Annotated in this window: 23 protein-coding genes; 11 read left to right on the top strand and 12 right to left on the bottom strand. The window is 59.3% G+C overall.

The genetic code is table 11. The annotated features are described in order from the left end of the window. Positions 1 to 19: 19 nt before the first annotated feature. From ACXHRN_RS03865 to ACXHRN_RS03830, 8 genes are all read right to left on the bottom strand, one after another. A complete protein-coding gene (locus ACXHRN_RS03865) occupies positions 20 to 748 on the bottom strand; it encodes a copper homeostasis protein CutC (protein ID WP_488640026.1) in 729 nt (242 codons plus the stop codon). Beyond that, positions 741 to 1,655 carry an ROK family protein gene (locus ACXHRN_RS03860; protein ID WP_488640025.1) on the bottom strand — a complete coding sequence of 305 codons (915 nt, stop codon included), beginning with the start codon at positions 1,653 to 1,655 and terminating at the stop codon, positions 741 to 743. The genes ACXHRN_RS03865 and ACXHRN_RS03860 overlap by 8 nt, the downstream gene beginning before the upstream one ends. 187 nt (positions 1,656 to 1,842) lie before the next feature. Next, positions 1,843 to 2,844 (bottom strand): ABC transporter ATP-binding protein, encoded by a 1,002-nt coding sequence (locus tag ACXHRN_RS03855; protein WP_488640024.1) that lies wholly within the window; start codon positions 2,842 to 2,844, stop codon positions 1,843 to 1,845. Positions 2,845 to 2,859: 15 nt separating this feature from the next. Then, a complete protein-coding gene (locus ACXHRN_RS03850) occupies positions 2,860 to 3,918 on the bottom strand; it encodes a Gfo/Idh/MocA family protein (protein ID WP_488640023.1) in 1,059 nt (352 codons plus the stop codon). Then, positions 3,915 to 4,754 carry a carbohydrate ABC transporter permease gene (locus ACXHRN_RS03845; protein ID WP_488640022.1) on the bottom strand — a complete coding sequence of 280 codons (840 nt, stop codon included), beginning with the start codon at positions 4,752 to 4,754 and terminating at the stop codon, positions 3,915 to 3,917. Before ACXHRN_RS03845 ends, ACXHRN_RS03850 begins: the two co-directional genes overlap by 4 nt. 11 nt (positions 4,755 to 4,765) lie before the next feature. Beyond that, the gene (locus tag ACXHRN_RS03840) at positions 4,766 to 5,716 is read right to left on the bottom strand and encodes a carbohydrate ABC transporter permease (RefSeq protein ID WP_488640021.1); all 951 of its coding nucleotides are present in this window, start codon (positions 5,714 to 5,716) and stop codon (positions 4,766 to 4,768) included. Between the two features lie 203 nt (positions 5,717 to 5,919). Continuing rightward, on the bottom strand, positions 5,920 to 7,179 hold the full coding sequence (locus ACXHRN_RS03835; RefSeq protein WP_488640020.1) for an ABC transporter substrate-binding protein: 1,260 nt from the start codon (positions 7,177 to 7,179) through the stop codon (positions 5,920 to 5,922). 58 nt (positions 7,180 to 7,237) lie between these two features. Then, positions 7,238 to 8,128 (bottom strand): N-acetylmuramic acid 6-phosphate etherase, encoded by an 891-nt coding sequence (locus tag ACXHRN_RS03830; protein WP_488640019.1) that lies wholly within the window; start codon positions 8,126 to 8,128, stop codon positions 7,238 to 7,240. A 206-nt stretch (positions 8,129 to 8,334) separates the two neighbouring features. Between ACXHRN_RS03830 and ACXHRN_RS03825 the strand changes: the two genes are divergently transcribed. From ACXHRN_RS03825 to ACXHRN_RS03780, 10 genes are all read left to right on the top strand, one after another. Then, complete coding sequence (locus tag ACXHRN_RS03825; protein WP_488640018.1) at positions 8,335 to 9,222, top strand: glucosamine kinase nucleotide-binding domain-containing protein; 888 nt, start codon at positions 8,335 to 8,337, stop codon at positions 9,220 to 9,222. Then, positions 9,219 to 9,983 carry a GntR family transcriptional regulator gene (locus tag ACXHRN_RS03820; RefSeq protein ID WP_488640017.1) on the top strand — a complete coding sequence of 255 codons (765 nt, stop codon included), beginning with the start codon at positions 9,219 to 9,221 and terminating at the stop codon, positions 9,981 to 9,983. Before ACXHRN_RS03825 ends, ACXHRN_RS03820 begins: the two co-directional genes overlap by 4 nt. A gap of 24 nt (positions 9,984 to 10,007) precedes the next feature. Further along, positions 10,008 to 11,030: an SIS domain-containing protein gene (locus ACXHRN_RS03815; protein ID WP_488640016.1), complete on the top strand. Its 1,023-nt coding sequence runs from the start codon at positions 10,008 to 10,010 to the stop codon at positions 11,028 to 11,030. Further along, positions 11,027 to 12,181 (top strand): N-acetylglucosamine-6-phosphate deacetylase, encoded by a 1,155-nt coding sequence (gene nagA, locus ACXHRN_RS03810; protein WP_488640015.1) that lies wholly within the window; start codon positions 11,027 to 11,029, stop codon positions 12,179 to 12,181. Before ACXHRN_RS03815 ends, nagA begins: the two co-directional genes overlap by 4 nt. 113 nt (positions 12,182 to 12,294) lie before the next feature. Beyond that, positions 12,295 to 13,221 carry an ArsR/SmtB family transcription factor gene (locus ACXHRN_RS03805; RefSeq protein WP_488640014.1) on the top strand — a complete coding sequence of 309 codons (927 nt, stop codon included), beginning with the start codon at positions 12,295 to 12,297 and terminating at the stop codon, positions 13,219 to 13,221. A gap of 188 nt (positions 13,222 to 13,409) precedes the next feature. Beyond that, positions 13,410 to 14,921, top strand: coding sequence for an arabinosylfuranosidase ArfA (gene arfA / locus ACXHRN_RS03800; RefSeq protein WP_488640013.1), 1,512 nt, complete (start codon positions 13,410 to 13,412; stop codon positions 14,919 to 14,921). A 71-nt stretch (positions 14,922 to 14,992) separates the two neighbouring features. Further along, complete coding sequence (locus ACXHRN_RS03795; RefSeq protein ID WP_488640012.1) at positions 14,993 to 16,084, top strand: ABC transporter ATP-binding protein; 1,092 nt, start codon at positions 14,993 to 14,995, stop codon at positions 16,082 to 16,084. Between the two features lies 1 nt (position 16,085). Then, positions 16,086 to 17,018, top strand: a complete 933-nt coding sequence (locus ACXHRN_RS03790; RefSeq protein WP_488640011.1) for a carbohydrate ABC transporter permease — start codon at positions 16,086 to 16,088, stop codon at positions 17,016 to 17,018. Next, positions 17,015 to 17,863, top strand: a complete 849-nt coding sequence (locus ACXHRN_RS03785) for a carbohydrate ABC transporter permease (protein ID WP_488640010.1) — start codon at positions 17,015 to 17,017, stop codon at positions 17,861 to 17,863. The genes ACXHRN_RS03790 and ACXHRN_RS03785 overlap by 4 nt, the downstream gene beginning before the upstream one ends. Before the next feature lie 100 nt (positions 17,864 to 17,963). Continuing rightward, positions 17,964 to 19,280, top strand: a complete 1,317-nt coding sequence (locus ACXHRN_RS03780; RefSeq protein ID WP_488641820.1) for an extracellular solute-binding protein — start codon at positions 17,964 to 17,966, stop codon at positions 19,278 to 19,280. A gap of 156 nt (positions 19,281 to 19,436) precedes the next feature. Here the strand turns inward: ACXHRN_RS03780 and ACXHRN_RS03775 are convergent, their stop codons facing one another. The 4 genes from ACXHRN_RS03775 to ACXHRN_RS03760 all read right to left on the bottom strand — a co-directional run bounded on the left by ACXHRN_RS03775 (position 19,437) and on the right by ACXHRN_RS03760 (position 23,454). Further along, on the bottom strand, positions 19,437 to 19,664 hold the full coding sequence (locus ACXHRN_RS03775; RefSeq protein ID WP_488640009.1) for a hypothetical protein: 228 nt from the start codon (positions 19,662 to 19,664) through the stop codon (positions 19,437 to 19,439). 423 nt (positions 19,665 to 20,087) lie between these two features. After that, the gene (locus ACXHRN_RS03770) at positions 20,088 to 20,885 is read right to left on the bottom strand and encodes an ATP-binding cassette domain-containing protein (RefSeq protein ID WP_488640008.1); all 798 of its coding nucleotides are present in this window, start codon (positions 20,883 to 20,885) and stop codon (positions 20,088 to 20,090) included. 14 nt (positions 20,886 to 20,899) lie between these two features. Then, on the bottom strand, positions 20,900 to 22,219 hold the full coding sequence (locus ACXHRN_RS03765; protein ID WP_488640007.1) for a sugar ABC transporter permease: 1,320 nt from the start codon (positions 22,217 to 22,219) through the stop codon (positions 20,900 to 20,902). 197 nt (positions 22,220 to 22,416) lie between these two features. Then, the gene (locus tag ACXHRN_RS03760; RefSeq protein WP_488640006.1) at positions 22,417 to 23,454 is read right to left on the bottom strand and encodes a substrate-binding domain-containing protein; all 1,038 of its coding nucleotides are present in this window, start codon (positions 23,452 to 23,454) and stop codon (positions 22,417 to 22,419) included. 236 nt (positions 23,455 to 23,690) lie between these two features. On the opposite strand from ACXHRN_RS03760, the gene ACXHRN_RS03755 reads away from it, so the two are divergent. Beyond that, positions 23,691 to 24,923: an ROK family transcriptional regulator gene (locus ACXHRN_RS03755; RefSeq protein WP_488640005.1), complete on the top strand. Its 1,233-nt coding sequence runs from the start codon at positions 23,691 to 23,693 to the stop codon at positions 24,921 to 24,923. The last annotated feature ends 12 nt before the right edge of the window (positions 24,924 to 24,935 follow it).

Genomic DNA, 24,935 nt, shown 5'->3' with positions numbered 1-24,935 from the left:
GAAGAAAAGCGGAAATGCTCTAAGACGCCGCCTTCAATCTGGCCTTCAAGGCGTGAACCGTCTCGGCATCAGTCCGCTTGGCAGATGCAGTGGAGAAGCCCAGCGCCACGACGCGCGAGTCGGCGATTTCGGCATCCACCGAACAGGAGGAATGCACCTCCTTGATCTTGAGGCGCGAAAGCAGCCCGTCGATGGTGGAAAGATTGACGCCGGCGCCCGGCATGATGGAAATGCGCTTGTTGGCAATCCGGATCGCATCGACAAGATCGTCAATACCATCGGGCGCACTCTTGGCCCGCCCGGACGTCAGGATGCGCTCGAAGCCGAAATCGGCTGCGAGGTCGATGGCTTCCTTCATGTCGGGGACAAGATCGAACGCACGATGCAAGGTGCGCGGCATGCTGCCAACAGCGTTCGACAGGATCTTCAACGTGTCCGCATCCAGCCGGCCATCGTCGAGATTGGCCCCGAACACCACGCCGGCGAGGCCCGCCGATGCCGCAAAGAAGATGTCATTGGTCATCATGTCGACTTCGCGTGGCGTATAGGTAAAATCGCCGGCTCGAGGCCTGATCATTGCGTAGCAGGGCACGGGTGAGCGCGCAGCAACGCTCATCAGCCCAGCCGATGGCGTCAGCCCGCCGAGTGCCAGCGCGCTGCAAAGCTCGATCCTGTCTGCCCCGCCCTCGATTGCCGCTTTGAGGCCGGCAACGTCATCGACGCAGACTTCGAGTAAAATTTCAGCCATTCCGGACGTGCTCCAGCCCCAGTAATGCTGCTCCTATCAGCCCTGGCTCGATATCACATTCCGCCCGGACCACAAGCGGCCGATCGACATGCCGCAGGATTCGCCGTCGGATTGTCCTGTCAATTTCCGCCAAAAGTGCGGCGGAATTCGCAAGCCCCCCGCCTGTGGGCAGGATTGATGCGCCCGTGATGTTAATCGCTAGCGCCAGGGGTGAACTGAGGAGATCCACGTAGACCTCCACTGTCCGCGCTGCCTGATGATCGCCACTCCCCCACGCCGAGACAATCTGCGTGCTCGATCGCTGTTCTCCGTGGATCATGGCATGCAGTCGCTCGATGCCGCGGGCGCCGCCAATGGTGTTGACGCAGCCATTCTGGCCGCAGGTGCAGGCAAAGGCAGGAATGTCGACGGGCGGGTCACCCGCCGAGGATGCGATGATCGGCCCATGCCCCCATTCGCCGGCAAAGCCACCAGCCGCGTTGATCAAGCGACCGTCGACGACCAGTCCGCCGCCAACGCCGGAGCCAAGAATAAGGCCGAGCACCACCCGATGACCTCGGCCGGCTCCCTGCCCGGCTTCCGCCAGCACGAAGCAATCAGCATCATTGGCGATCAGCACCGCCGCGCCGAGCAACGCCTGCAAATCTTCCGTCAGGTGGCGTTGATCAATGCAGGGAATGTTGGCGCATGTGATGATGCCGGTGTCCGGGTCAACGACGCCGGTCATCGAGATCGCAATGCAATCCGGCCTTTCCGGCAGCGCTTCCAGCTCAGCCTTCAGCACACCGGCAAAGGCTGCGAAGTCATCCGCGGGCGTTTTGTGCTTGCCGAGAATTTCGATGTCGTCGGCGGGCCGCGCAATCGCACTCTTGATCCAACTGCCGCCGATGTCGAAGCAGAGGATCATGAGGACAGCCCGGGGCGATGTTTACCCCCCTCTGTCTTGCCGGACATCTCCCCCACAAGGGGGGAGAGCGGATGGAGCGCCCTTCCAGCCAAATCGTCGAATTGGGGCAATGCAACCTGCCGCCTGCTGCTCTCCCCACCTGTGGGGGAGATGCCCGGCAGGGCAGAGGGGGGTATCAAGACCACCATCATCGAATGGCTTTGCCATCCGCATCGAAGCGGTGCGCGGCCCCCTCGTTGGGCGACGCATAAACCACGTCATCCGGCGCATAGGCATGCTCGCCGAACAGTCTCACTGTCAGCAAGCCGACCTTTTCGCTCTCAAGATAGACGATCGTGTCGGCGCCAAGGTGTTCGACATGCACGACCTTGCCCGACCATGTGCCGCTTTCGCGGGACAGGGACATGTGCTCTGGGCGAATGCCCAGCGTCTTGCAGCCGCTCTGGCCAAGTTTATCAGCATCGATGAAATTCATCTGCGGCGAACCGATGAAGCCCGCGACGAAGAGATTGGCAGGACGGTTATAGAGTTCCATCGGTGAACCCACTTGTTCGACCTCGCCGGCGCTCAGCACGACGATTTTGTCAGCGAGGGTCATCGCCTCCACCTGATCGTGGGTCACGTAGATCATTGTCGCCTTAAGGCGGCGATGCAGCCGGGCGATTTCGAGCCGGGTCTGCACGCGCAACGCCGCATCAAGATTGGAAAGCGGCTCGTCGAACAGAAACAGCGTAGGCTCGCGGACGATGGCACGACCGATGGCGACGCGCTGGCGTTGACCACCGGACAGCTCCGCTGGGCGACGCTCCAGATAAGGACCAAGCGACAGCAGGTTCGAGGCATTGGCGACGCGCGTTTCGATTTCCGCCTTCGCCTCACCAGCCTGTTTTAGGCCGAGACCCATATTGTCGCGCACGGTAAGATGCGGATAAAGCGCATAGGACTGGAAGACCATGGCGATACCGCGCTTGGCAGGCGGCACGGCCGAGACTTCCTTGCCATCGATGATGATCTGGCCCGAAGTGATGTCCTCGAGCCCGGCGATGGAGCGGAGCAACGTCGACTTGCCGCAACCCGATGGGCCGACGAAGATCACGAATTCGCCGTCCTTGACGTCAAGATCGATGCCCTTGAGCACATCCACCGTACCGAAGGATTTGCGCACTGCTTTAAGAGTTAGATTGCCCAAGGCCGTTCTCCGAAACTATAGATTTATCAGCTTGCCGGTGCGGACGCTTTCGTCCGCGGCAAGGCAAATGCGCAGCGACTGCACCGCATCATTCATATGGCGATCGAGGTCTATATCCTCGCGGATCGCCTTCAGCACATAGGCCTGCTCGCGATCGCAGAGTTCCTGATGGCCGGGCTCGCCCGCCATCGTCAGCATCTGGTCGGGTTCGGCGAACTTGCCGTCGGCGCCGGTCCTGGCCTTGTGCAGGCGAATGGTCGATGTCTTGGTGTGGGTGTCGATGTCGTCGGACTTGGCATTCGGATCCATGACGATCGAGACGCTGCCGTTTGGCGACATCACGTCCTTCACGAAGAAAGCCGTCTCCGAGATCATCGGCCCCCATCCGGCTTCATACCAACCCACGGAACCGTCTTCGAACGTCACTTGCAGATGGCCGTAATTGTACATGTCGGGCGCGATCTCGTCGGACAGCCTGAGGCCGATGCCGCGCACCGTCACCGGCTTGGCATCGGTGATCTGGCACATCACGTCGACATAGTGGACGCCGCAATCGACAATCGGCGGCGTGGTCTGCATCAGCGCCTTGTGGGTCGCCCAGGTCTTGCCGGAGGATTGCTGGTTGAGGTTCATGCGGAACACGAAGGGGCCACCGAGATCGCGTGACAGCTCGATCAGCTTCATCCAGGACGGATGATGCCGGAGGATATAGCCAACCACCATCTTGCGGCCATTGGCGCGCGCGCAGGCAACCACCCGCTCGGCATCGGCAACGGTCGTGGCCAACGGCTTCTCGACGAAGACGTGGCAACCTGCCTCCATCGCCTTGATGGCATATTCGGCATGGCTGTCGGAATAGGTGTTGACCGAGCAAAGCTCCGGCTTCAGTTCTTTCAGCGCCTCATCAAAGGACGGCAGGATTTCCCGGCCCGCCAGCGGGGCCGGCAGTTCTGGCTTCGAGCGGTTGACGAGGCCGACGATCTCGAAGCCGGGATTTGCGGCATAGGCAAGCGCATGGCTCATGCCCATATTGCCGAGACCGGCGACGAGAACGCGGATAGGCGATGCACTCATTTCACTGCTCCTGCGGTGATGCCGCGGATAAGCTGCCGCGAGAAGATGAGATAGAGAACCAGAACCGGGGCGATGGCGAGTGATAGCGCTGCAAGCACCGCGTTCCAGTTTGTGACGAACTGGCCGATGAATATCTGTGCGCCAAGCGTGATCGTCTTGGTCGCCTCGGAAGGTGCCAGGATCAGCGGGAACCAGAGGTCATTCCAGATCGGGATCATGGTGAAGACAGCTACCGTCGCCATGGCGGGACGGATGAGCGGCAGCACAAGCCGAAAAAAGATCTTGTATTCGGAAAGCCCATCGATGCGGCCGGCATTCTTGAGGTCGTCGGAGACGGTTCGCATGAACTCCGACAGAATGAAGATCGCCAGCGGCAGACCCTGAGCGGTGTAGACAAGGATAAGCGCCGTTCGGGTATTGACCAGCCCAGTCGCGACCATCCCCTGCAGAATGCCGATCGTGCCGAGGCGGATGGGGATCATGATGCCAAGGGCCATATAGAGGCCCAGTAGCGTGTTGCCCTTGAAGCGATATTCCGAGAGGGCAAAGGCCGCCATGGCGCCGAACAGCAGCACCAGGGCAATCGCAACGATGGTGACAACAAGCGAGTTCTGCAGGTAACCCTGAAAATCGCCCTGCCCCAGCACTGTGGTGTAGCCGATAAGGTCGAACGTGCCCGGCAGCGGCGGCTGCATCGGATTGCGGAAGATCGCTGCGCGTGACTTGAACGAATTGATGATCGTCAGGACAACGGGAAACAGCGCAATAATGGTGTAGGCAATCAGCACTGCATGTGCTGCGGCTGCGCGTGCGGTGGAGGTGCGGGCTTTAGACATGTTCCTGCTCCTCAGAACTGGTAGTGGCGCATGCGCCGCTGGATGGTGAAAAGATAGAAGCTGACGCCCGCGAGGATGATGAGGAACATCACCGTCGCGATCGTAGCGCCCATCGAGCGGTCGCCAAGCTGCAGCTGGAAGCCGAAGAATGTCCGGTAGAGCAGCGTGCCGAGAATATCCGTCGCCCCGTCAGGCCCGGCAAGCGCACCCTGCACTGTGTAGACAAGGTCGAAGGCGTTGAAATTGCCGACGAATGTGAGGATCGAGATGATGCCGATCGCTGGCAGGATCAGCGGCAGCTTGATCTTCCAGAACTGGCTCCAGCCGGTAATGCCGTCCATCTCCGCAGCCTCGAGCACCTCGTCAGGAATGTTCAGCAGCGCCGCATAGATCAGCATCATCGGGATGCCGACATATTGCCAGACCGAGATCAGCGACACGGTAATCAGCGCCGAACTCGGCTTGCCGAGCCATGGCGCGAACAGGAATTTCAGGTGGATATAGCCGAGCAGGTCCGGTGCCACGCCCCAGATCGGCGACAGGATCAGCTTCCAGATGAAGCCGACGATCACGAAGGACAACAGCGTCGGCAGGAAGATCGCAGTGCGATAAAAGGCCGAAAAGCGCAGCTTGGGCAAAGACAACAGCGCCGCCAGCGCAATGCCGATCGGGTTCTGCACCAGCATGTGAATGATGAAGAAGATAACGTTGTTTCTCAACGCGTTCCAGAAGCCGGCCGACCACTTGTCCTCGCCGAACAGGACAGCAAAATTGGAAAATCCGACAAACACCTTGTGACCATCGACCTCGTTGAACAGCGACAGCCACAGCGTACCGGCGAGCGGGATGATCATCACCGCCGTGTAGACAAGAAATGCCGGCAACATGAACACAATGATATGCCAGCGGAATGGCCGCCGGATCGGCGTATCTGCACTGACCATGTCGACTGAATCGGACATCCCACAACTTCCGTCTATAGGTGAAAAGACTTGGGCCAACGCCCCCGCGGCGTTCCAAGTATGGCGCAAGGTCAGACGCTTGTCATTGCTCCCGCTGATTGCAGGAAGCCGCGCCCTCTTCGCTTGCTCGAGCACTGGATATCCAGTTTTCAGATGTGGCGGCGCGTCATGAGATGCGCCGCCACGAAATCATGCCTTAGCGCTTACTTGACAGGCTTGAACCAGCTGTCGAGACCCTTCTGCAGCTTTTCAGCAGCAGCCTGCGGCGTGTCGGTGCCGTTGATCACGTTGGCGGATTCAACCCACGTTTCGTTTTCGAGGTTCGGCGTGCCACGCGACAGGATCTGGTAAGTCGAGCGGATCGTCGGCTTGCACTTTTCGCGCCAGGATACGAACTCCTGAGCGAGAGGGTCCTGCATCTTCACGGCCGTCTTGTTGAGGCTGAAGAAGCCCGGCAGCGAATTGGCATAGAGGTCGGCGAATTCCGGCGAGGACATCCAGGTCAGGAACTTTTCAGCCTCGGCCAGATGTGCGCTCTTCGCATTCGCGCCCATGCCGATGTCGGTGTGGTCTGAGATATAGCAGGTATCGCCTTCCTTCTCGACCGGAGGAGCGAATGCGCCCATCTTGAACTGGGCCTGCGTGTTGAAGCCGCCGATTTCCCACGAACCAGCAGGATAGATTGCCGCACGGCCGAGCGTGAACAGGTTCTGGCTGTCAGGATAGGTCTGGGCTTCGAAACCGTCGCCGAGGTAAGGCTTCCACTTGGCCAGCTCTTCGAACGGCTTTACCCACTGCGGATCGGTCAGCTTCTGCTCGCCCTTGATCAGCGCCAGGCGGCCATCTTCGCCATGCCAGTAGTTCGGACCGATATTCTGGTAGGCCATAGTCGCGGCTTCCCACAGATCCTTGGTGCCCATCGCCATCGGGATATAAGTGCCATCCGCCTTGATCTTGTCGAGCGCAGCGTAGAATTCAGCCTGCGTCTTCGGCGGGGTGATGCCGAGCTTGTCGAAGGCATCCTTGTTGTAGATGAAGCCGTGGATAACCGAAGCCATCGGCACGCAGAAGCTGGCGGAACCATCGTCCGTCGTCCAGGCGGACTTGGCGACCGGCTCGAAATTCTCCATGCCCGGGTTCTTGGTAATGTCAGCCAGGTAGCCCTTCTTGTAGAGCTCAAGCGAGGCGTCGAACGGGCGGCAGGTGATCAGGTCGCCGGCAGAGCCGGATTCGAGCTTGGCGTTCAGGGCAGCATTGTATTCCGTCGGAGCGGATGGCGAAAACACCACCTTGATACCGGGGTTCTTGGCTTCGAACGCCGGAATGAGCTTGTCCTTCCAGATCGCTAGGTCGTCGTTGCGCCAGCTTTCGATCGTCAGCGTGACGTCCTCGGCCGATGCAATGCCTGCATAGCCGAGCACGCTGGCGCTCAAAAGGAGGGCCTTGATTAGATTACGGGTCATTTTGTTCTCCCTTTTGTTATGACGCCACTATGGCGTTCATACGAACCCAGTTCCCATTCTATCTGCCGAGCATGCCGAGCGCGCGCCGTACATTGTGGCCGCTTTCCCGAAGCATGGCTTCGGCCGAACTTTTGTTTTCCGCCCCTGCCGCAAGCAGGATTGCTGTCTTGACCGAACCGGACGCGGCATCGACGAGCGGCGCTGCGTCCGCAATCTCGATACCGGCAATCTCGGAGACTATCCGTGCCGCCCGGTTTTGCAATTTCTTATTGTCCGCCCGCAGGTTGACCATGTAGCCGTCGTGGACATGGCCTAGCTGCACGGCCATCAGTGTCGAAAGCATGTTGAGCGCGATCTTCTGCGCCGTACCCGCACCCATGCGGGTCGAGCCGGACACCATTTCCGGCGGCGTCTCGAGCAGGACAGACACATCAGCGCCTTCGAACAACGCTGCGCCCGGATTATTGGCGACCGCCACGATCTTCGCACCCCTTGCCTTGGCAGCATCGGCGAGCGCCAGAGCATAGGGAGTCGAGCCGCTGGCTGAAACGCAAATCAGGCAATCACCTGCGCCGATCTGTTGGGCATCGTCCTTGGCTTGCTCCAGATCGTCCTCGGGGTTGCCGGCAAGATCGGCCAGCGCACCAAGACCACCGGCAATAAGGATGACGATCTGTGATTGGGGAATTCCATAGGTACCAGGCAGTTCCAGCGCATCAGCCATGGCCATCAGGCCAGAGCTGCCGGCGCCGGCATAGATCAGTTTATTTCCGGACGAAACCGACTGCGCCGCAAGCGAAGCCGCCGCGGCGATTGCGTCAAGCGCACCATCGACGGCGCTTGCGGCCTGCTGCTGGGCGGAACTGAGAAGACGGAGGATATCGGCCGGCACCATCGTGTCGAGCCCCCTCGCCTTGTCGTTCAACGCCTCAGTACCACGTGCAGCCATGCAATTTCTCCTCTGCGGTCGGATAATGCCAAAAAAATACCAATTGTCCAGAAAAATTTACTTTTGCATTAATTTTTTACCGCACGCCTTCATTTGAACAGATTTAAATCGTGCATTTTCAGCCTGTTATGGAAATTATCAAAAACTTCACAAATCTGACTTGGTTATTGGTATTTTTTTGGTATGCTTTATTCAGGAGGCTTTTCATGCGTGAATTTCTGGTTGGTATCGATGGAGGCGGCACAAGTTGCCGCGCGGCGGTTGCCGACGCCAGCGGGCGCATATTGGGCCGCGGCAAGAGTGGTGCCGCCAACATCATGACCGCCCCCGACACGGCGCTCGCCAATATAGAGAAAGCCGCACGCGCCGCATTCGCAAATGCTGGCTTGAGTGAAGAGCTCGTTAATTCAGCCCATGCCTATCTCGGCCTCGCCGGCAACAATGTTGACGACACGGTCGCCTATATATCCGCACGCCTGCCATTCGCACAGGCGACCATCGAGTCGGACGGCTTCATCGCGCTGCAGGGCGCGCTCGGCGACGGCGACGGCGCGGTGGCCATCCTCGGCACCGGTAGCATTTACATTGCCCGCTGCGGCACGGATGTCCGCTATGTCGGCGGCTGGGGCTATCACATCGGCGATCTCGGCTCAGGCGCCCGGCTCGGCCAGATGGCGCTGGTGGAAAGCCTGCTCGCCTATGACGGCATCGAGCCACAGACTGCGATGACATCAGCACTGCTTGTCGAATTCGGCAACCAGCCGCCGAAGATGGTTGCCTTCTCGCAGCGTGCGAAGCCCGGCGATTACGGCCGCTTTGCACCGCTTGTATTTGAATTTGCAGTTCAGGGTGACGAGGCGGCGAGCCGTATCCTCAAGCAATCCGCCGCCTGGGTGGATGCGACGCTCGACCGTGTTTCCGAGCTCACCAACGGCGGCCGGCTCTGCCTGCTGGGCGGCCTGGCCGAACTCTATCCATCCTATCTTGCCAAGCGCCATCGCGACCGGCTCGTACCGGCCGCAGCCGATGCGCTGACCGGCGCGATCGCACTGGCAGCATCCACTTATGGCGCTTCGATGGAGGCAGCGGAATGAACGACGCGCTCGCCGCCATCCTGTCGCCCGACGACTTGCAATCCGGTGGCACCGGCCCGCTCTACATCAAGCTGCGCCAATCGCTGGAAGATGCGATCATGACCGGCAAGCTCAGCCATGGACAGGCACTGCCGCCCGAACGCGACCTTGCGGAATTCGCCAATGTCAGCCGTGTCACCGTCCGCAAGGCCGTCGACGACTTGGTCAAGGATGGCCTGCTCACCCGCAAGCACGGCTCCGGAACCTTCGTCATGAAGCCGGTGTCCAAGCTGCAACAACCGCTGTCACGCCTGACCTCGTTTACCGAAGATATGGCTCGGCGCGGCTACGTCACCCGCTCGGAATGGCTCGAGCGCGGTCTTTTCCATCCCTCCCCTGATGAAATGATGAAGCTTGGCCTCAAGGTCGATATGATGGTAGCCCGTCTCGGCCGTCTGCGTATCGCCAATGAATTGCCGCTGGCCATCGAGCGCGCCAGTCTTGCCGCCGATATCCTGCCCAATCCGGAGGGGGTGACGACCTCGCTCTATGCCGAACTGCAGAAGCTCGGCGCAACACCAGTGCGGGCCGTACAGCGGATTTCCGCCTGCAATGTCGAACGCCATGACGCAGCTCTGCTTGCCGTGCCGGTCGGCTCCGCAGGCCTTGCCATCGAACGCGTCTCCTATCTTGCCTCGGGCCGCGTGGTGGAATTCACCCGCTCGCTCTATCGCGGCGACGCTTATGATTTTGTTGCGGAAATGACGCTTACCGACGTCTGAAGCCGTTTTTGAAGAGAGAATGTCATGACCACCCATATGCGCCAGGAAATCGATGAAATCCCCGATGCGGTCTCCCGCCTGCTCGAGAACTCCTCTGCGAGCCTCGAAAAGGCTGGCCGCGCACTGCGTGAGAAGGACCCGGCTTTCCTCGTCACCATCGCCCGCGGCTCGTCGGACCATGCCGCCCATTTCATTAAATATGCGATCGAGCAGCGGGCCGGCCGCGCCGTTGCCTCTATTGGCCCGTCGCTTGCTTCTATCTATGGCAAGTCGCTGAAGCTCGACCAGGCCGCCGCGATCTCGATTTCACAATCCGGCAAGAGCCCGGACATCGTGGCCATGGCCGGTTCCGCCACGAAGTCCGGCGCGCTCACGATCGCGCTAACCAACACGCTGCCGTCGCCGCTCGCCGAGGCATCGAACCACGCGATCGATATCGCCGCCGGTCCCGAGCTGGCCGTTGCTGCCACCAAATCCTTCGTCAACTCGATCGTCGCAGGCCTCGCAATCCTCGCCGAATGGACCGAAGACAAGAACCTCAAGGGCTCGATCACAGCCCTTCCGGAAAAGCTTCGATTGGCAACCAAACTCAATTGGCAGGAACTCGCCGACGAACTGGGTGAAGCGGAATCGCTTTACATGCTCGGTCGCGGCCCCGCTTTGGCGATTGCCAGCGAGGCTGCGCTGAAATTCAAGGAAACGTCGGAGATGCATGCCGAGGCCTATTCCAGCGCCGAAGTGCTGCATGGCCCGGTGGCGCTGGTCGGACGCCGTTTTCCGGTCATCACCTTCGCCGCGCGCGATGATGCGGAAAAGTCTGTTATCGAAACCGCTGATGGCCTGACCGCCAAGGGGGCGCTTGCCTTCATCACCGCCAACGACGCCAAGTCCGCCCGTCGCCTGCCCTTCGTAGATACCGGCCATCCGCTAACCGACGCGCTGGCGCTGATCGTGCCGTTCTACGGCTTCGTCGAGGCCTGGTCGCGCTCGCGCGGCTTCAACCCGGATGCTCCGCCAGCGCTGAAGAAAGTGACGGAGACGAGATGAGCCAGCTGACCGCACTCACCCACGCCGACATTTTTGACGGCGCCGAATGGCACAAGGGCCAGGCGCTGCTGATCGAGAATGGCAAGGTCAAGGCCATCACGGCCGATATCCCGGCCGGCGCAACCCTCGTCGATACGCAGGGCGCGCAGATCGTCCCAGGCTTCATCGACCTACAGGTCAATGGCGGCGGCGGCGTGATGCTGAACGACGACCAATCAGCCAACGGTATTGCCCAGATTTGCGCGGCACATGCGAAATTCGGCACGACGGCGCTGTTGCCGACGCTGATCACCGACACGCGCGAGATCACCGCCGCGGCAATCGCTGCCGGCAGGGATGCCTGGGCCAGAAAGGTGCCGGGCTTTCTCGGCCTGCATCTCGAAGGTCCGCATCTGTCTATTGCCCGCAAGGGTGCGCATGATCCCCAGCTCATCCGGCCGATGGAGCAGGTCGATCTGGAGCGTTTGCTGGCGCTCAAGGGAGCCTTCGACGGGCTGATGATAACGGTTGCGCCGGAAAACACCACGGAAGATCAGGTGCGCCAGCTGGCGCAAGCCGGGTTCACGGTCAGCCTCGGCCACACCAACACGGCCTATGAGACAGCGGAGAAATACGTGGCCGCCGGTGCTCGCACGGCAACCCACCTGTTCAACGCCATGAGCCCGCTCGAAAACCGCACCCCTGGACTCGTCGGCGCGGCCGTCAATCTCGGCAGCCTCTATGCCGGCATCATCGCCGATGGCTTCCATGTCCATCCGGCCTCGATGACGATCGCCCTCAATGCCAAGCAGGGTCCGGGCAAGATCTTCATCGTGTCGGATGCCATGTCAACGATCGGCACCGATATGACCAGCTTCCTGCTCAACGGAAGACAGATCTATCGCAAGGACGGACGGCTGACGCTGGAAGACGGTACGCTGGCGGGAGCCGATATCGACATGCTGTCGTCGGTGCTGTTCGTCCACGAAAAGATCGGCCTTCCCTTCGAGGAAGCGGTGCGCATGGCAAGCCTCTATCCCGCTGAAGCCATCCGTATTGCACACCGCAAGGGACAGCTGAAACCCGGCTTCGATGCCGATTTCGTGGTGCTGACCAAGGACTATCAGATGAAAGGCACATGGATCGGCGGCGAAAAGGTATTTGCCGCCTGATCGACAGACACCATACGTCACGACATCAGAATTCCAATGCTCCCCTCTGGATAAAATCAGAAATCTCGATATACAACGTAGTTTCCGATATGAAATGAGAGACTGCGGGACGCATGAGCAGGAATTTTCTGGTGATCGAGCCCGAGGAGGGCATGCCCGTCCTTAGGGGACTGGCCTCTCCTGCACGCATATCCATGCTGAAATTACTGCATGAACGCGGGCCGATGAACGTCAACGATATCGCCGCCGTCCTCTCGTTGCCGCAATCCACCGTCTCCACCAATATCCAGGTTCTCGAGGATTGTGGCCTGATCCGCACAGAGAACCAGAAAGCCAAGAAGGGCAGCCAGAAGATCTGTTATCCTGCCGCCGAGGAGGTGCTCGTCGTCTTCAAGAGCGAGTATCGCGAGATGCGCAAGGACACGATCGAAGTGTCGATGCCGATCGGGCTTTACACCAGTTTCGAGGTCACTGCCCCCTGTGGACTCTGTTCGCCTGACAGCATTATTGGCCTTCTGGATGTGCCGAACTCCTTCCTCGATCCCGACCGTATGAAGGCCGGCCTGCTGTGGTTTACCCGTGGCTATGTCGAGTATCAGTTCCCCAACAATGCCAAGCTTTCCAACATCAAGATCCAGGAGATCGAGGTGGTCATGGAGCTCAGCTCCGAGGTCCCCGGCACCAGCGCCGACTGGCCATCGGACATCACGGTTTCGGTCAATGGCAAGGATGTCGGCGTCTGGACCTCACCAGGGGATTTCGGCGACAAGCGCGGTGTCTTCACACCTGCCTGGTGGAAGCTCAAAGGCTCACAATATGGCAAGCTGAAGAACTGGCGCATTGCTGCCGATGGAACCTATGTCGATGGTATCAGGATTTCGGATGTGACCATCTCCGATCTCGATCTGGTCAACCATCATTCGATTCGACTGCGCATCGGCGTTTACGAGAATGCAGCCCATCCCGGCGGTATCAATATCTTCGGCAAGGGGTTTGGCAACTACGACCAGGATATCCTGTTGCGGTTAAAGACCGCTTGATATCCAACTTTTCGATATGAAAAATAATTGAGCAAACACAGCACTATAGCCACTTCATCCAAGTCTTTCTGCCTAAATTATCATACTTTTGCCTGTTCCGCCCTTGACCATCGCTCATTTCTTGGCCTTTAATATCAGTCAAGATGATTTAAATCATCATTCGTGATATTGAATGGGAGGAATTCCGAATGAAGGCAGCCGTTACGGCTCATCCGCGCTATGTTGTCTCGGAAATCGATCCGAGACTGTATGGATCCTTTATCGAGCATCTGGGACGCGCAGTTTACACCGGCATCTATGAACCCGGCCACCCCACGGCTGACGCCAATGGCATGCGCCAGGACGTCATCGACCTCGTCAAGGAACTCAACGTTCCGATCGTCCGCTATCCCGGCGGCAATTTCGTCTCCGCCTACAATTGGGAAGACGGCGTTGGCCCCAAGGAAGAGCGTCCGGTGCGCCTCGACCTCGCCTGGCATACCTCGGAAAGCAACGAAGTCGGCCTGCATGAATTTGCCGACTGGTGCACTTCCGCCAACACCGAGATGATGCTCGCCGTCAATCTCGGCTCGCGTGGCCTCGACGAAGCCCGCAACTTCCTGGAATACACCAACCATCCCGGCGGCAGCGAGTGGAGCGACAAGCGCATCGCCAACGGCCGCAAGGAGCCCTACGACGTCAAACTCTGGTGCCTCGGCAACGAGATGGACGGCCCCTGGCAGATCGGCCACAAAACAGCCGACGAATATGGCCGCCTCGCCCACGAGACCGCCAAGGCCATGCGCGCCTTCGACAAATCGCTCGAACTCGTCGTCTGCGGCTCGTCCAACGCCAAGATGCCGACCTATCCGGAATGGGAAGCAACCGTTCTCGACCATACCTACAACGAGGTCGATTACATCTCGCTGCACATGTATTTCGACAACGAAGCCAACGATGCCCCGAACTACCTCGCCATAAGCGAGAAGCTCGACGCCTATATCGTCTCGGTTTCCGGTGTCATCGATTACATCAAGGCGAAGAAGCGTTCCGACAAGCAGGTCTACATCTCGTTCGACGAATGGAACGTCTGGTATCATTCTAGGGAACAGGACAAGAAGATCCTCGGCGGCAATGACGGCTGGCCCTTTGCCCCGCCGCTGCTCGAAGACATCTACAATTTCGAGGATGTGCTGCAGGTTGGCCTGATCCTCAACACCTTCATTCGGCGTTCGAATGTCGTCAAGATTGCCTGCCTTGCGCAGCTGGTCAACGTCATCGCCCCGATCATGACGGTTCCGGGTGGCCCGGCTTGGCGCCAGACGACTTTCTATCCTTACCTCTATGCGTCCATCTATGGACGCGGCAAGGCACTGGACCTGAAGGTCGAAAGCCCGACCTACAAGTCCGATGTCGCGGGCAATGTAGCCTATGCCGACATCACCGGCGTGCATGACGAGGCGACCGGCCACGTGACCTTCTTTGCCGTCAACCGCCATGCCAGCGAAGCGATCGACACCACGATCGATCTCACCGGCTTCGGCTCGGCCGAGATCGTCGATCACCAGGTGATGACTCATGCCGACCTGAAGGCCACCAATTCGGCCGAAAAGCCTGGCAATGTTGCGCCAAAGAAAGGCTCCGGTGCGAGCATTTCCGGCGGCACGCTCAGCCTATCGCTGCCGGCCTATTCCTACCAGATGATCCGCCTGAAGCTCTAACATCAGGCCGCCTGAAGTCAGAACTTCAGGCGGCTTAACAAGAAGTGCATGCGCTGAGGAGGAGCGTCGACGTGACCGCCGATATTGAAATCAGGAATGTGAGCAAGCAGTTCGGTGCCATGACGGTACTGGATGACCTATCGCTCTCCATCAAGGCGCGCGAGTTCGTCGTGTTCCTTGGACCATCGGGCTGCGGAAAATCGACGCTCCTTCGCATGATCGCCGGGCTTGAAACCGTTGACAGCGGCGAGATCGCCATCAACGGCGAGCGCATCGATCACCTTCCTCCCGGCAAACGCGGCATCGCCATGGTGTTCCAGTCCTATGCGCTCTATCCGCATATGACCGTGCGCGATAACATGGCCTTCGGCCTCGACAATATCGGCGTAGCGCGCGACGTCGTCGATGCACGCATTACCGAAGCCGCCCGTATCCTCGAAATGCCGCATCTGCTCGAGCGCAAGCCCGGCCAGCTCTCCGGCGGCCAGCGCCAGCGCGTGGCGATCGGCCGCGCCATCGTCAAGGAGCCGAAGGCCTTCCTGTTCGACGAGCCGCTTTCCAACCTCGATGCTGCCTTGCGCACCCGCACCCGCATCGAGCTTGCCCAGCTTCACCAGCGCCTGCAATCGACGATGATCTTCGTCACCCACGACCAGGTCGAAGCCATGACGCTGGCCGACCGCATCGTCGTCATGAACAATCGCAAGATCGAGCAGATCGGCACACCGATGGAGATCTACGAGCGACCCGCGACCAAATTCGTCGCGGGTTTTGTCGGCGCGCCGGCGATGAACTTCGTTGAGGTTGCGATCGATCGATCGGGCGAGGCCATTGCTGTCAAATTCGGCGACGGCGCGGCTGTTGCCACAGATATTGCCTCAAGCCAGATCATTGATGGCACTCATACATTCGGTATCCGTTCGGAAGATGTGCGCATCGCGCCAGCTGGCCAAGGCAATATCGACGGCAAGGTCGATGTGCTCGAACGCCTCGGCGAACGCACGCTGGTCTATGCCCGGCTCGCCGATGGCCACATCATCGTCGCATCCGATGCCGGCAACAGCCGTGTCGCGGTTGGCGATACGGTCGGGCTGACGTTCGACGGCAGGAAATCGCATCTTTTCAACGAGGCCGGTCGCGCCTGGCACGCGAGGGAGGCCTGATATGGCTGACCAGATGACGATCTCGACCGCGATGCCGGCCGCCGGCGTCAGGGTCCAAAGCGCCAATATCTACGCACCGCAATGGCGAAACTTCGTTTTCGTCGCACCATTCCTGTTCTTCTTCACCACGCTGCTGATCTTCCCGCTTTTCTGGGGCATGTGGCTAAGCTTCCACAAGGCCGACACTTTCTCGACCGGCAGGTTTGTCGGCCTCGACAATTATGTCAGGCTGTTCCATGACAAGGTCTTCGTGCAATCGGTCTGGAATACCTTCTATTTCGTGCTTCTCACCGTTCCGACGCTGGCGCTGATCGGTCTCTTCCTGGCGCTTTGCCTCAACCGCCGGACGCGAACGGCCGCGGTGTTGCGGACGCTGTTCTTCTCCTCCTCGGTCCTGTCGGTCACCATCGTCACCCTGATCTGGCGGATCGTCTACATTCCAAATGTCGGCCTGCTGTCGACGATCTACGGCTGGTTCGGGGCTACTGCGCCGGCATTCATCTCCGATCCCAGCATTGCGATGATCGGCATTGCCATTGCCACGATCTGGTGGTGCATCGGCCTGCCGATGATGCTGTTTCTTTCGGCGCTCCAGCAGATTCCGCAGGATATTTACGAAGCAGCCGCGCTCGACAATGCCAATCGCTGGCAGACGTTGCGATCCATTACGCTGCCATCGATCAAGCGCACCTTCATCCTGGTGATTATCATCCAGATCGTGCTGCAGTTCCAGCTGTTCGGCCAGGCCTGGCTGATGACGCGCGGCGGCCCGAACAACATGACCAAGCCGATTGTGCTCTACATTTATGACACTGCGTTTCGCCGCTGGGATCTCGGCATGGGCGCCGCAGCCTCGGAAATCCTGTTCATCCTCATCCTGATCGCGGCCATGGCCCAGTACCTCGTCACACGCAATAAGGGAGATCAGGCATGAGCGCTCCAGCCACTTCCATCAAGGGACGCGCCTTCGGCGACCGCGTGCTGCTGGCCCTCGTCATCCTGCTGTCGATCATCATGATCTCGCCGGTTCTGTGGGTCATCGGCCTGTCGCTCAAGGAAAATGCCGAGCTGATGGCCAATCCCAACTCGGTGTTCCACGCCCCCTATACGCTGAAGAACTACATCAACACGATCGGCACATCGTCGGTGTTCCGCTGGGTGCTCAACAGCGTCATCGTCTCGGGTGGGCTCACAATCGGCACGCTGATCCTGTCGTCGCTGGCGGGCTATGGCTTTGCCCGGCTGAACTTTCCCGGCCGCAATATCCTGTTCGTGATCGTGCTCTTTGGTCTGGCGGTTCCCGAACAGGCCGTGCTGGTCGCCCGCCATCAGATCTTCAGCGTGCTGAAGTTTCACAACACCTATCACGGCCTCATTCTCCCCGGCCTGTCGACTTCGTTCGGCGTCTTCCTGATGACCCAGTATTTCAGGGCCATCCCGAAGGAGCTGGATGAAGCCGCCATGCTGGACAATGCAAGCCGGTTCAGGATTTTCTGGAAGGTGCTGCTGCCACTGACGGTGCCTGCACAGGCAACCCTCGGCATCTTCACCTTCCTCGGCGCATGGAACGACTACTTCTGGCCGCTGATCTCGGCGACCAAAAAGGACATGTTCACGCTGACGGTCGGCATGGCCTCGACACAGACGAACTTTGCCCAGTCTGAAGGCATCGGCTTTCTGATGGCGCAAGCCGTGTTTGCCGGCGCGCCAATCCTGATCATCTACCTCTTTTTCCAGAAATACATCGTCACGGCCGTCTCAGGCGCCGCAGTGCGATAGCCAGAATTGCCTGACGGTCGAGGGATGGCCGCGGCGATTGAAGAATGAAGCCAATCCAGGGTGGAGTGGCGGAAACTCAGTAGGAGGAACTGATATGAAAATGAAGAAAATACTGCTTGCCGCAGTCTCTGCGGGCGTGATGATGCTGGCGAGCCCAAGCTTTGCAGCAACGGAACTGACCGTACAGCGCTTCTTCGGTGCCTGCGACGCAGATTTCGGCACCAACACCGATGTCGCCAAAGCCGTTGGCGAATGCGGGATCATCACTTCTATGATCAACAAGTTCAATGCCGACAATCCGGATGTGCACGTGTCCGTCACCACGGTGGAATGGCCGGGCTATGACCAGTTGACCGCCCAGTTCGCTTCCGGCGACGCCCCTGATATCGTCACCATTCATGAATCGGTGCTGGCGGACTATCAGTCCAAGGGCCTGTTGCTGCCGCTCGACGACGTGTTGAAGTCGGTCGGCGTCACGCCAGACAGTTTCACGGATGCCGCACGCAACGGCGTCACTAAGGATGACGGCAAGATCTATGGCCTGCCGATCGACACCTGGAGCCTGCTGTTCCACATCAATATGGGCCTCTTCAAGAAAGCCGAACTGGTCAATGCCGACGGCACTCCGAAGCTGCCGACAAGCGCGGATGAACTTCTGGCCCAGGCCAAGCAGTTCAAGGAAAAGACAGGCAAGCCATATTTCATCCAGCCAACGGCAAACGAGACCGCCAATTTGGCCTGGAATCTCTATAGCTACCTCTTCCAGCAGAATTCCGATTTCTTCGCCGATCCGAAGCACGTCAAGCTGAATACGCCGGAAGCCAAGAAGGTCGTCGAAATGTTCCGCACGCTCTATACGAACGGCGACATTACCCCGAACCTCGACTACGGCACAGGCATCAATGCGTTTCTGGCCGGTGATGGTGGCGTGCATCTGAACGGCACCTGGGTCATTGGCGACTATACCGCGGCCTCCGAAAAGGCGGGTACGGCGCTGAATTCGGGCGGTTATGCCGTCTATCCGTTCCCGCAACTGTTCTCCGGCGACAAGGCGCAATATGCCGACGGCCACAGCTGGGCTGTTTCGCAGAAAGAACGCACCCCGGAACAGCTCGCCGCCATCGGCAAGTTCCTGAAGTTCTTCGCCGACAATGATTTCGAATGGTCGCGCACAGGCCACCTGCCTGCCTACAAGGCGGTTCTCGCATCCGACGCCTTCAAGGCACTGCCGCACCGCGATACATTGGCGCCGCTTGCTGCTCTGGGCCGCCCGCTGCCATCGGCCGTGCAGCGCCGCTTCGCAATCCAGGACATCGTTGGCGAGGAAATGAACGCCGCGGAAACCGGCCAGAAGGACGTCGACGCAGCACTCACAGACATGGAAACCCGCGTCAACGACCTGCTCGGCTCGCTTTAATACCTTGGATCGTGCTGCTGTGTAGCCGGCAGCACGATCCACAATACAGAATGCCCGCGATCTCTCCCGCGGGCATTTTGCTGTCTGGGTGTGAGTACTGGAAAAAAGCAGAGCGCCCCGTGGGCGCTCTTTGACATGATGCTCAGCGATGATTGCTTAGGAAGCAGAGCGCGATCTCGAGGCGACGATATAGGCGGCTCCGTAGAGCGCCAGGCCAGCATTGAAGCCGATCAGCGACAGAACCAAGCTGATGAGCGAGGCGCCGTAGAGGACGAAGGCCACCGCGAAAAGCACCGCGATAAGGAAGGCAACAATGATCACGGCGAAGGCCGAGCGCAGCATCGCTGCAAACAGTCCCGTCATCATGGATGTTACCAAAATCATGTTCGCCTCCGATGCAATTCCCTTAAAGCGAGATTGCACGAACCATTCTAAGATCGCCTTAGTTCAATGGTTCACATTTTAATGGAGTCGGTTGCCGCTCAACGTCTATTCTCCCCCGACCTCATCCTCCTGCTTCACAATGATACATTAGGACTTCTTTGCAAGAAAATTTCGCGTGATCGGTACAGATATTTGAATAATAACGATTAAATTTTTAAGTCAAAGAATTGTACGTTCTAAAAATCGTCACATTCTGTGTGATCAGGCCTCCAATTTGGCATATGCGAATCACCAGAATCGGTCGAAAATTTCGGTAACCATGACCTAAAATTCCAAGAAACGGTCATATTCCGGCCCGCAATGTAAAATGCGGCGCGCCTTTAAGGCACGCCGCATTTGTGTTCAAGTTGCTGGACCGTCTGCTCAGCTCGCCATCGCACCCGGGCCTGGCTCGGCTGCAGGCGGAACCTTGCCGAGGATGATCATGCCGAGCACCTCGTCCTTGGTGACATCCGCTGTACGGGCATGGCCAACGACGCGACCGTTCTTCATCACCGAGACACGGTCGGCAAGATCGAACACGTCATGGATGTCGTGGCTGATCAGGAAGATGCCGATACCGTCGGCCTTCAGCTGCTTGATCAACTCGCCCACCTGCGCCGTCTCCTGCGGACCAAGTGCGGCCGTCGGCTCGTCCATAATCAGGATGCGGGCGTTGAACAAGATGGCACGGGCGATGGCGACGGACTGCCGCTGGCCGCCCGACAGAGCCTTCACTGGCTCCTTGAAGCGGCGGAAGTTGGGGTTCAGGCGCCCCATCACCTTGCGGGCTTCCGCCTCCATGGCGACGTCGTCGAGCGTACCCCATTTGGTGAGGATCTCGCGGCCGAGAAACAGGTTGGCCGCCGCATCGACATTATCGGCCAAACCAAGGGTCTGGTAGATCGTCTCGATCCCATAACCCTTGGCGTCGCGCGGATTGTTGATGGTGACTTCCTCGCCATTGATGAGGATGTCGCCGTGGTCGCGGTGGTAGGCACCGGACAGTGCCTTGATCAGTGTCGACTTGCCCGCGCCATTGTGGCCGAGAAGGGCAACCACTTCACCAGGGAAGAGATCGACCGAGGCATGGTCGACGGCGCGAATACCACCAAAAGCGATCGACACGTCTTTCATCTCTACGAGCGGGGTGCCGGGAGGTCTCTGGTACGTTGCATTCATAGGAATTCCCTCCCTTACTTCGAATGGCGGCGATAGATGGTGTCGATATAGACGGCGAGCACGAGGACGGCGCCAACCACCATGTTCTGGATGGCGGCATCAAAGCCGACCAGCACCATGCCGGAATAGAGCGACTGCATGACCAGGGCGCCGATCAGCGCACCATAGATGGTGCCCGAACCGCCGGCCAGCGAAGTGCCGCCGATCACGGCTGCCGCGATGACATAGAGCTCGTCGAACTGGCCGAGCGCCACCGTCGAGGCCTTGAGGCGCGCCGACGAGATGCAGGCCGAGATGCCGACCAGAAAGCCCATCAACGAAAAGATGAACATCGTCAGGCGTTTGGTGTTGATACCGGCAAGTTCTGCGGCTTCCGGATTGCCACCCATGGCAAACACATAGCGGCCGAACTTGGTGCGGGTGGTCACGAACGTCATCGCCATGACCACGAACAGCGCGATCAGCACCGGAATGGCCCAGCCATGACCGATATTGCCGATGGTTTCCGGATCGAGCCCATGTTCCTTGGCGAATTCCTTGATGATCCCCTTCGGCCAATAGTAGGAATTGACCACCCAGGTGGCGCCGAGCACGATGGCCGCGCTGACGATGCCGATGAAATATTCCGCCCAGACCGGGCGCATCGGAAAGCCGAAGCGGGCGCGCTGGCCGCGGGCCGTGACCAGCAGGGCGACGATGCCGACACAGGCGATGATCGCAACGATCCAGCTGGCAGTGGCGCCGATCGAGCCGTAGGGTCCGCCGCCGATCAGTGCGAAATTGGCATCAATGGGGGCGATGGTCTCGCCGCGCGCCACCCACCAGGCAGAACCGCGCCAGACCAGCATGCCGCCGAGCGTGACGATGAAGGACGGAATCTCGAGATAGGCGATGAGATAGCCCTGAAAAGTGCCGATCAAGGTGCCGACGACCAGCCCGAACAACACAGTGATGACCCAGATCGCCGGATGGCCGATACCCAGCCATTCCGGCAGGAAGCGCACCTGCAAGACGCCCATCAGCATGGCGGTGACGCCGAGCATCGAGCCGACCGACAGGTCGATGTTGCGGGTGACGATGATCAGCACCATGCCGGTCGCCATCACCGTGATCGACGAGGTCTGGACCGTCAGGTTCCAAAGGTTGCGGGTGGTCAGGAACGCGCCGTTGCCATTGGCAAACAGCCCATAGAAATGAAAGCCGAGCCAGATCGCCAACAACGCCGCGATCATGCCGATCATCCGCGTGTCGATCTCGGTTGCCCGAAGAAATGTCTTCACCGGCCCTTCCTGCACCATCGCAGGACCGCCGCTCTGTGTCTGAACCTGGCTCATCGCAGGGCTCCCTTCCCCCGGAAATCTCGTTCGATCTCCGCGTCAATTCTTGTTCCGGCGCCGGCGGTTTGTCCAGAGCGCGGGCGCTCCGGGTCAATCACTCTTCCGTATGCCGCTTGTGGTGATGTTCTTTAAAAATGCGCCGCCCCTCGGTTTTCAAAGGGCGGCGCACCAACTTGTCAAAGATCGTTCATAGATTACTTGCAGGCGTCCACGCCGCCGGTCACGCCAGCGCAAACAGTGGCCTTGTCAACCCAACCGGCGTCGATGACGGCGTTGAGGTTGGCCTTGGTGATCGGGGTCGGTGCGAGCAGAACTGCGTTCATCTCGACCTTGCGGGCACCATCCTTGAACTTGCCGACATTCGGAACTTCTTCCATCGACTTGCCGTCTGCGAGCATAAGGGCGGCGTCGGCAGCGATCTTGCCGAGAGCACGGGAGTCCTTCCAGATCGACACGAGCTGCGTGCCCTGGGCAACGCGGTTCAGAGCGGCCTTGTCGCCGTCCTGGCCGGTGACCGGAACGTCGCCAGCAAGACCCTGTGCCTGCAGAGCAGCAACAACGCCGCCTGCCATACCGTCATTTTCAGACAGGACAGCATCGACCTTGTTGTCGTTCGACGTCAGGATCTGTTCCATGTTCTTCTGGGCATTTTCAGGCTTCCAGCCGTCCGACGATGCTTCGCCGACGATCTTGATCTTGCCTGCATCGATATTCGGCTTCAGGACTTCCATCATGCCGTTGTAGAGGAAGGTCGCATTCGGATCACCAGAGTCGCCCTTGATAACGGCGAAGTTGCCGGAATCCTTGACCTTGAGCATTTCCTGCGCCATCAGGCGGCCCACGCCGACATTGTCGAAGGTCATGTAAAGAACCGAGGGATGCTCGATCTGCACGTCGTAGGCGATCATCGGAACGCCTTCGGATGCTGCCTTTTCAACAGCCGGCAGGATCGCTTCGGAATCCCACGGGCAAATGATCAGAACGTCGGCGCCCTGCGACATCAGCGATTCGATGTCGGTCAGCTGCTTGGCAGCAGAACCCTGGGCGTCGGCGGAAATGTACTTGTCGCCGTTGTCTTCGACGATCTTCTTGATAACGGCTTCGTCGGTCTTCCAACGCTCTTCCTGGAAGATCTTCCAGGAAACGGCAACGGTCTTGTCCTTGGCCAGGACCGGCGCTGCGATCGACATGGCAAAGACTGCGCTGGCAAGCGCAATAGCGTATTTCTTCATCTTGTCCTCCCGATGCACAATGCATCAACAAAATATGTTCCGAAATTCCAAGCCCCCTCCAAATCCAGGACTTGTGAAGCGGAACCGCTCCTGAGCCTCTTTTTTTCGAGGTTCGAAAAAAGTAGTGACGCACAACGCTTCCTGTGTCAAGATGATTTTCAAATCGATTAGACTGTTGCATTGCGGGGTATTTCTGCAGTGCGGGAATAATCGTACCAGTGGGAGGAGCTGGGATAGTGACCATTATTGTGCGCCAGGATGACGTCCGGCGTCAGAATCAGTTTGGCGTTTTGCTGGCCCTGCGGCGGCATGGTTCGCTGTCACGCACCGATCTGAGTGCGGCGACAGGCCTGTCGGCATCGACCGTCACCGTCATCACCAATCGGCTCCTGGAACAAGGTGCGCTGGTCGCGGAAGCGATTGGCGAGTTTCCCGGCCAGCGTCGCGGACGGCCACAGGTCAAGCTGTCGCCCAATCCGTCGCACGCCACCGTCGCCGTGATTGTGCTTGGGCTCAACACTGTCCAGGTGACTTTCGCCGACTATGCCGGAGACACGATCGCATCGCTTTTCGAGCGGACGCCGACCAAGAAGCTGAGCGCCGACGACTTTAACCAGGTGGTCATTTCCACGGTGCGACGGCTGCTCGATGTGCAGGATGCAACGATCGGGCCCCTTTCGCGCATCACCATCGGCGTCGAGGGCATCGTCGATGCCGACGGCAGCATGCTTTTATCGTCGCCCGCGACCGACGCCTCGGATATCCCGCTGGGCCAGGCGCTGGAAGCCGCCTTTGGCGTCGATGTCGACGTCTACAACGAAAGCAACATGATTGCCGAGGCGCTGCACTGGAAAGTGCCGGGACGCTATGGCACCGATTTTGCCGCCGTGTTGCTGTCGGTGGGCATCGGCATGGGGCTTTATCTCAACGGCAAGCTGTTTTCAGGCATTCGCACATCGGCCGTGGAGTTCGGTCACATGAACTATCAGCCGGACGGCGCGCTCTGTCGCTGTGGCAGGCGGGGTTGCGTTGAAGCCTATGCAGGCGGCTACGCGATCTGGCGATCGGCTCACAGCGAAGACGACACTACCGTCACCGAGGACGACCCGACGGAGGCTGCGATGGCGGAACTTGCCGAGCGCGCCCGCGCCAACGATGGTCCGGAACGCCGTGCCTTCCGCGCTGCCGGCAAGGCAATCGGCACGGGCCTGTCGAATCTGTTCACGATATTCGACCCGATACCGCTTGTCTTCGCAGGCCCCGGCGTCTCGGTGCTCGACCTGATGATGGAAGATCTCGAACAAGCCATGACCAAGCCGATTTTCGGGCTACCGGTCACAGTGAGTGTCATCGACAGCTATTCCGACTATCGGGCGCTCATTCGCGAGGGCGGATTGATGCGGGGATTGGTATTCCTCGACGAAACCATGCCGGGTCTTGGCGAAACGCGAGAGCGCGCAACGACCTGACGGTCGTGGAAT

Source organism: Shinella sp. OV683 (assembly GCF_057787725.1).
This window is presented reverse-complemented; position numbering and strand designations above follow the sequence as displayed.

Coding starts and splice junctions, on each gene's coding strand:
- arfA (WP_488640013.1), top strand. CDS start 13,410: ATGAAGGCAGCCGTTACGGCTCATCCGCGCTATGTTGTCTCGGAAATC.
- ACXHRN_RS03790 (WP_488640011.1), top strand. CDS start 16,086: ATGGCTGACCAGATGACGATCTCGACCGCGATGCCGGCCGCCGGCGTC.
- ACXHRN_RS03835 (WP_488640020.1), bottom strand. CDS start 7,179: ATGACCCGTAATCTAATCAAGGCCCTCCTTTTGAGCGCCAGCGTGCTC.
- ACXHRN_RS03830 (WP_488640019.1), bottom strand. CDS start 8,128: ATGGCTGCACGTGGTACTGAGGCGTTGAACGACAAGGCGAGGGGGCTC.
- nagA (WP_488640015.1), top strand. CDS start 11,027: ATGAGCCAGCTGACCGCACTCACCCACGCCGACATTTTTGACGGCGCC.
- ACXHRN_RS03765 (WP_488640007.1), bottom strand. CDS start 22,219: ATGAGCCAGGTTCAGACACAGAGCGGCGGTCCTGCGATGGTGCAGGAA.
- ACXHRN_RS03780 (WP_488641820.1), top strand. CDS start 17,964: ATGAAGAAAATACTGCTTGCCGCAGTCTCTGCGGGCGTGATGATGCTG.
- ACXHRN_RS03775 (WP_488640009.1), bottom strand. CDS start 19,664: ATGATTTTGGTAACATCCATGATGACGGGACTGTTTGCAGCGATGCTG.
- ACXHRN_RS03825 (WP_488640018.1), top strand. CDS start 8,335: ATGCGTGAATTTCTGGTTGGTATCGATGGAGGCGGCACAAGTTGCCGC.
- ACXHRN_RS03860 (WP_488640025.1), bottom strand. CDS start 1,655: ATGATCCTCTGCTTCGACATCGGCGGCAGTTGGATCAAGAGTGCGATT.
- ACXHRN_RS03815 (WP_488640016.1), top strand. CDS start 10,008: ATGACCACCCATATGCGCCAGGAAATCGATGAAATCCCCGATGCGGTC.
- ACXHRN_RS03865 (WP_488640026.1), bottom strand. CDS start 748: ATGGCTGAAATTTTACTCGAAGTCTGCGTCGATGACGTTGCCGGCCTC.
- ACXHRN_RS03760 (WP_488640006.1), bottom strand. CDS start 23,454: ATGAAGAAATACGCTATTGCGCTTGCCAGCGCAGTCTTTGCCATGTCG.
- ACXHRN_RS03840 (WP_488640021.1), bottom strand. CDS start 5,716: ATGTCCGATTCAGTCGACATGGTCAGTGCAGATACGCCGATCCGGCGG.
- ACXHRN_RS03770 (WP_488640008.1), bottom strand. CDS start 20,885: ATGAATGCAACGTACCAGAGACCTCCCGGCACCCCGCTCGTAGAGATG.
- ACXHRN_RS03845 (WP_488640022.1), bottom strand. CDS start 4,754: ATGTCTAAAGCCCGCACCTCCACCGCACGCGCAGCCGCAGCACATGCA.
- ACXHRN_RS03820 (WP_488640017.1), top strand. CDS start 9,219: ATGAACGACGCGCTCGCCGCCATCCTGTCGCCCGACGACTTGCAATCC.
- ACXHRN_RS03850 (WP_488640023.1), bottom strand. CDS start 3,918: ATGAGTGCATCGCCTATCCGCGTTCTCGTCGCCGGTCTCGGCAATATG.
- ACXHRN_RS03805 (WP_488640014.1), top strand. CDS start 12,295: ATGAGCAGGAATTTTCTGGTGATCGAGCCCGAGGAGGGCATGCCCGTC.
- ACXHRN_RS03785 (WP_488640010.1), top strand. CDS start 17,015: ATGAGCGCTCCAGCCACTTCCATCAAGGGACGCGCCTTCGGCGACCGC.